5 protein-coding genes are annotated in these 5,706 nt (G+C 76.8%); 4 read left to right on the top strand and 1 reads right to left on the bottom strand.

What is annotated here, in order from left to right:
• Positions 1-100 precede the first annotated feature (100 nt).
• Genes ABZ885_RS34265 through ABZ885_RS34255 form a run of 3 tightly spaced genes read left to right on the top strand, consistent with a single transcriptional unit; the run spans position 101 to position 3,602 of the window.
• Complete coding sequence (locus ABZ885_RS34265; protein ID WP_360197572.1) at positions 101-1,492, top strand: oligopeptide/dipeptide ABC transporter ATP-binding protein; 1,392 nt, start codon at positions 101-103, stop codon at positions 1,490-1,492.
• Positions 1,489-2,295, top strand: a complete 807-nt coding sequence (locus ABZ885_RS34260) for an ATP-binding cassette domain-containing protein (protein WP_360197569.1) — start codon at positions 1,489-1,491, stop codon at positions 2,293-2,295. The genes ABZ885_RS34265 and ABZ885_RS34260 overlap by 4 nt, the downstream gene beginning before the upstream one ends.
• Positions 2,292-3,602: an FAD-dependent oxidoreductase gene (locus ABZ885_RS34255; RefSeq protein WP_360197566.1), complete on the top strand. Its 1,311-nt coding sequence runs from the start codon at positions 2,292-2,294 to the stop codon at positions 3,600-3,602. The genes ABZ885_RS34260 and ABZ885_RS34255 overlap by 4 nt, the downstream gene beginning before the upstream one ends.
• Here ABZ885_RS34255 and ABZ885_RS34250 read toward each other — a convergent pair.
• Positions 3,592-4,674, bottom strand: coding sequence for an alpha/beta hydrolase (locus ABZ885_RS34250; protein ID WP_360197563.1), 1,083 nt, complete (start codon positions 4,672-4,674; stop codon positions 3,592-3,594). The two genes, ABZ885_RS34255 and ABZ885_RS34250, sit on opposite strands and share 11 nt — an antisense overlap.
• Before the next feature lie 353 nt (positions 4,675-5,027).
• On the opposite strand from ABZ885_RS34250, the gene ABZ885_RS34245 reads away from it, so the two are divergent.
• Positions 5,028-5,706: NAD-dependent epimerase/dehydratase family protein (locus tag ABZ885_RS34245; protein WP_360197560.1), on the top strand; the 679-nt coding region annotated here is incomplete at its 3' end.

Here is a 5,706-nt window from a genome sequence, read left to right as displayed (position 1 = left end):
CTCCCTGTTCGAACCGCAAGGACGCGATCCGGGACCTAGTGATGCCGATACTGCGTTCGTCCCCCGTCGCCACCAGCAGAGGCAGGGCCGTTGCGCCGCCGTGGCCGGCACCGACCACCTCGCCGCCGCCCGCGTCCTCGGCCTGCGCCGGCACCGGCTGCTGTGGCGGCACGTCCTGCCCAACATCGCCGAGCCGCTGCTGCTGGCCGTCACGACGGCCGCGGGCACGGCCCTGGTCGCGCTCTCCGGCCTCAGCTTCCTCGGCCTGGGCGTGCAGCCGCCCGGCTACGACTGGGGACAACTGCTCAACCAGGGGCTCGACCGGATCTACGCGCAGCCGCTGCCCGCCCTCGCCCCCGGCCTGGCCGTCCTCTACGCGGCGGTGACCTTCCAACTGATCGGCGAGGTCCTGGCGGGCTCCGCCGCCCGGCGCAGCCCGGCACCCCGGAGCACCCCGCAGCCGGTCGCGCCATGGGGGTCCCCCCGGCCGAAGGCTGGGGGAGGGCCAGCCGAGGAGGGCCTCGTGCTCCAGGTCGAGGACCTCAGCGTCGAACTCCCCACCCCGGACGGGACGATCCGGCCGGTGCGCGGCGTCAGCCTGTCGCTGCGCAGCGGCGAGATCGTCGGGCTCGTCGGCGAGTCCGGCTCCGGGAAGTCGCTCACCGCGCTCGCGATCGCCGACCTGCTCCCGGGGCGGGCCCGGGTGTCCCGGCGGACCCTCCGTCTGCTCGGGGCCGACCTCGCCGCCATGACGCCGAAGGAGCGCGACCGCCATCTCGCGACCGGACTGGCGGTGGTCTTCCAGAACCCGGCCACGGCGCTCAACCCGTCCCTGCGGGTCTCCACCCAGCTCACCGAGACCGTCCGCGCCCACCGCGGCGCGGACCGCACCCGGGCCGCACAGGACGCCTCGGACGCGCTGCGCCGGGTCGCCCTCCCCCCGGCGGTGCTGCGCTCGCGCCCCCACCAGCTCTCCGGCGGCCAGCGCCAGCGCGTGATGATCGCCTCCGGGCTCATGGTGCGGCCGCGCCTGGTCATCGCCGACGAGCCGACCACCGCCCTCGACGTCACCGTGCAGCGGCAGATCACCGGGCTGCTGTCGGACCTGCGGCGTGACACCTCCGCCGCGGTCCTGTTCATCAGCCACGACGTGGCTCTCGTCGGCGGGTTCTGCGACCGCGTCCTGGTGATGTACGCGGGGACGGTCGTCGAGGCGCTGCCCGCCGACCGGCTCCTCACCGCCCGGCACCCGTACACCCGGGCGCTGGTCGCCTCGGTGCCGGACCTCACCGCGGACCGCGACCGGCCGCTGCCGACCGTGCCGGGCGCGCCGCCCGATCCGCTCGTGACCGCCCCGGGCTGCCCCTTCGAGCCCCGGTGCCCGCGCCGCCAGGACCGCTGCGCCGAGCAGCCGCCGCCGATGGAGGCCCTCGACGCGGTCCACCGGGTCGCGTGCTGGCTTCCGCTGCCGGCGGAGGCGGTCGCGTCATGACCACCCTTCAGGTCGTCTGCCTCACCGTCCGCCACCAGGGTCCGCGCGGCCCGGTCACCGCCGTGGACGGCGTCTCGCTGGAGGTCCCGGCCGGCACCACGCTCGGACTGGTGGGCGAGTCCGGCTCCGGGAAGTCGAGCCTGGCCCGCGCGGTCGTCGGCCTCGCCCCCGTGCACGGCGGCCGGGTCCTGCTCGACGGCCGGGAGGTCCGCGTCCGCACCGTCCGCGACCGGCGCCGGCTGGGCCGGCAGGTCCAGGTCGTCCTCCAGGATCCGGACACGGCACTGGATCCGCGGATGACCGTCCGCCGGACGCTCGCCGAGGCGGCCACCGTGTTCCACCGGTACGACCGGCAGGCCCGGGCCGGGCGCGTCACCGCCCTGCTCGAACTCGTCGGCCTGGACGCCCGGCTCGCCGACCGCCTGCCGGGGCAGCTGTCGGGCGGGCAGCGCCAGCGGGTCGCCGTCGCCCGCGCCCTCGCCGTCGAGCCCGGCCTGCTGATCGCGGACGAGATCACCTCGGCACTCGACGTCTCGGTGCAGGCCGCCGTCCTCAACACGATCCGCGACCTGCGGCGGCGGCTGGGCCTGTCCGTGCTGTTCATCGGCCACAACCTGCCCGCGGTCTGCCACGTCTCCGACGCGGTGGCCGTGATGCACCGCGGGCGGATCGTCGAGACGGGCCCCACCGAGGCCCTGCTGCGCGCCCCGCAACACCCGTACACCAGGGCCCTGCTCGCCGCCGTACCGCGTCTGTCCGGTGCGCCGCGGGACGGCGCCCCGTCCTCCGGGAGGCCCTCATGACCATCGGTCCACCGGACGCGGTGGTGGTCGGCGCCGGGGTGATCGGCGCCGCCGTCGCCCTCGAACTCGCCCGCACCGGGCGGCAGGTCGTCGTCGTGGACAAGGCCGGCGCGGCCGGGCACGGCTCCACCGGCGCCTCCAGCGCGATCATCCGGTTCAACTACTCCACCTTCGACGGCGTCGCCACCGCCTGGGAGGCCCGCCACCTCTGGACGTCCTGGCCCGACCACCTGCGGCTCGGCGGCCGCCGGCCGCTCGCCGCCTTCCGGCGCACCGGCGCCGTGCTCCTCGACGCCCCTGGCGCCGTGCCGTCGGACACCCCCGCCCTGTTCGACCGCGCCGGCGTCCCGTACGAGCGGTGGGACGCCGCGACGCTGCGCAGGCGCCTGCCCGGGATCGACGCCGGGCGGTACTGGCCGCCGAAGCCGGTGGACGACGACGCCTTCTTCGCCGGCCCCACCGGGGAGCTCGGCGCCCTGTTCACCCCGGACGCCGGGTACGTCGACGATCCGCAGCTCGCCGCGCAGAACCTCGCCGACGCGGCGGGCGGGCTGGGCGCGCGCTTCCTGTTCCACCGGACCGTGGTGGCCGTCGACCGGCAGGCGGACCGGGTCGCGGGCGTCCGCCTGGCCGACGGGGCGCGGATCGCCGCGCCGGTCGTGGTCAACGCCGCCGGCCCGTGGTCGGGCGGCCTCAACCGGCTGGCCGGCGTCGGGGGCGACTTCACCGTCGGGGTACGCCCGCTGCGCCAGGAGGTCCACCAGGTCACCGCACCCGTCGGCTACGCCACCGGCCCCGGCCCCGGCCCGGTCGTCGCCGACCTCGACCTCGGCACCTACCTGCGGGCGGCCTCCGGCGGCCGGCTCCTGGTCGGCGGCACGCAGCCGGCCTGTGACCCGCCGGAGTGGATCGACGACCCGGACGAGGCCGACCCCCGCCCCACCGCGCACCGGTTCCGGACCCAGGTCACCCGGGCGGCCCGCCGCTTCCCCCGGCTCGCCGTCCCCAACCGCCCCGTCGGCGTCGCCGGCGTGTACGACGTCGCGGACGACTGGACCCCGGTCTACGACCGCACCGCCCTCGACGGCTACTACGTGGCCATGGGCACGAGCGGCAACCAGTTCAAGAACGCCCCGCTGGTCGGCCGCTACCTCGCGGCCCTGGTCGACCGGGTCGAGGCCGGGCACGACCACGACCGCGACCCCGTCCGGCACCGCTGCGAACACACCGGCAACGTCGTGGACCTGGGCGCCTTCTCGCGCCGGCGCGCCGTCCGGGCGGACGCCGCGCGGACGGTCATGGGCTGACCACCCGCAGTTCCCGCACCACGTCCCCGACCACGTCGGCCACGAACCCGGGCGCCTCCTGCGGGAAGTCGTGCCCGGTGCCGTCCGGCGTGTGCACCAGCCGGGACGCCGTCGACGCCGCCAGGTACCGCACCCGGCTGCGGAGGTAGAACCTGCTGATCCGCTCGGCCTCGGCCGCGTCCCGGGCGCCGGCCAGCACCGCCTCACCGCCCACGAGGTCCCGCGGTATCACCAGCACCAGCGGCAGGTCTCCGAGGTCCCCGTCGTACACCACGGTCTCCCAGCCCACCGCGGCCAGACCGGACGGCGTGAGCTCGGCGAAGACCGATGCGGCGGCGCAGTGCTGTCCGGTCCGGCAGCCGGCGCCGCGGTGCGCGCCGAACAGGTGCCGCACCGCCGTCAGCAGGAACCTCCGGCGCATCCCCGCGACCAGCCGGTTGGGCGGCGCGAAGGCGATGACCTCCAGCGGCGTCGGGTCCAGCAGCACGACGGCGGCCACCAGGTCCGGGCGCCGCCGCGCCACGTTCGCGGCCAGCAGCCCGCCGAAGGAGTGGCCGACGAGGACGAAGGGGGGCCGCTCCCCCGCCGCGGCCAGCGCGGCCGGCAGTTCCTCGGCCTCCGCCGCCGTCGTCCTCGGGAAGGGCCCGACGTCGCTCCAGCCCGTGCCGAACCGGTCGACCAGCACCGAGCGGCCCCGGGCCGCCGTCATCGTGTGCAGCCGGCGGAACTCCTCGCCGGGCGCGTGCCCGCCCGGCACCCAGACCACGGTCGGCCCGCCCCCGGCGTCCCCCTCGGCGAGCAGGTGCATCCGGTGGCCGCCCACGTCGGCCAGCGTTCCCGGCGCCGGGCGCGCCCGCGCCTCGCGGGCGGTCAGCACCAGGTGCCGCACGGACCCGGCCAGCAGCAGTGCACCGAGCGCCACCGTCAGGCCACCGAGCGCCACCGCCCAGGGCGGGCCCGTTCCGACGAGGCCACCCCCCGCCGCCGCCACCAGGAGCGCGACCGGCAGTCCCAACCAGTCCCGGCTCAGCAGTGCGAGTAAGGCGTTCGCGACCCGTCCGTCCCGGTGCATCGGTCCTCCGCAACAGCATCCGAAGCCGATCCCTGTCCGGTTTCTTCCCCCGTCCGCGCCTGCTCGCACCCGCGACCGCCCGGCAACACCCCGCGCCCGCCCGCGGACCGTGGGTCACCGCCTCCGGCCGGCAGATCCCCTGCCCTCCCACACCGCCGGGCGCACCGCCCGGAGGTCCTCCGGCCCGTCCTTGCGCGCGGAGTCAAGTGATCGTGCACGCCGTGTCGACCCGGGCCGGAGCGACCGGCCTAGATTCTCCAGGCGTCGGCAGGCGGGGCACGTTCGCGCGGCCGCACCCCGGTGCGGCCGTCCGGCTCCTCCACTGCCGTTGAGCAACTCGAACGGGAGCAGACGTGAAGGTACTTGTGCTGGGTTCCACCGGCTACATCGGATCGGCCGTGGCACGGCGGCTGACCGCGGACGGCCACGAGGTGGTCCACTTCGTCAAGGAGGCGGGCCGGGTCGCGCCCGGGGTGCCGTCGCGGGTGGGCGACCTGGCCGACCCGGCCTCGCTGCGGGCCGCCGTCACCGACGACGTCGACGCCGTCCTGCACCTCGCCACGCCGACCGGCGACGAGGCGGTGGACGCGGCGGCCGTGGACGCGCTGACGGAGCGGCTGCGCGGCACCGGGCGGGCGTTCGTCTACACCAGCGGGGTGTGGGTGCTCGGCGCCACCGGCGACACGGCGCTCGACGAGGCCGCCGCCACCGACCCGATCGCCATCGTCGGCTACCGTCCGCGGATCGAGCAGCGGGTGCTGGCCCTGACCGGGGAGGACGTGCGGGCCGTCGTGCTGCGGCCCGGCATCGTGTACGGCCGTGGCGGCGGCATTCCCGGCCTGATGACCGGCTGGGCGCGCGAGCGGGGCACCGGCCGGTACGCCGGCTCGGCGGCGACCCGCTGGCCGATGGTGCACGTGGACGACCTGGCGCAGCTGTTCGTCCTGGCCCTGACGAAGGCCGAGGCCGGCAGCGTGCTGCACGGCGTGGCCCACGAGGCGGTCGCGGTCGCCGCGCAGGCGCGCGGCGGAC

The sequence above is a fragment of the Kitasatospora sp. NPDC047058 genome (assembly GCF_040643935.1).
In the GTDB taxonomy this organism is placed as follows: domain Bacteria; phylum Actinomycetota; class Actinomycetes; order Streptomycetales; family Streptomycetaceae; genus Kitasatospora.
Note: the sequence above shows the minus strand (reverse complement) of the source record. Positions and strands in the feature narration are given on the sequence as shown.

Coding starts and splice junctions, on each gene's coding strand:
- ABZ885_RS34260 (WP_360197569.1), top strand. CDS start 1,489: ATGACCACCCTTCAGGTCGTCTGCCTCACCGTCCGCCACCAGGGTCCG.
- ABZ885_RS34255 (WP_360197566.1), top strand. CDS start 2,292: ATGACCATCGGTCCACCGGACGCGGTGGTGGTCGGCGCCGGGGTGATC.
- ABZ885_RS34250 (WP_360197563.1), bottom strand. CDS start 4,674: ATGCACCGGGACGGACGGGTCGCGAACGCCTTACTCGCACTGCTGAGC.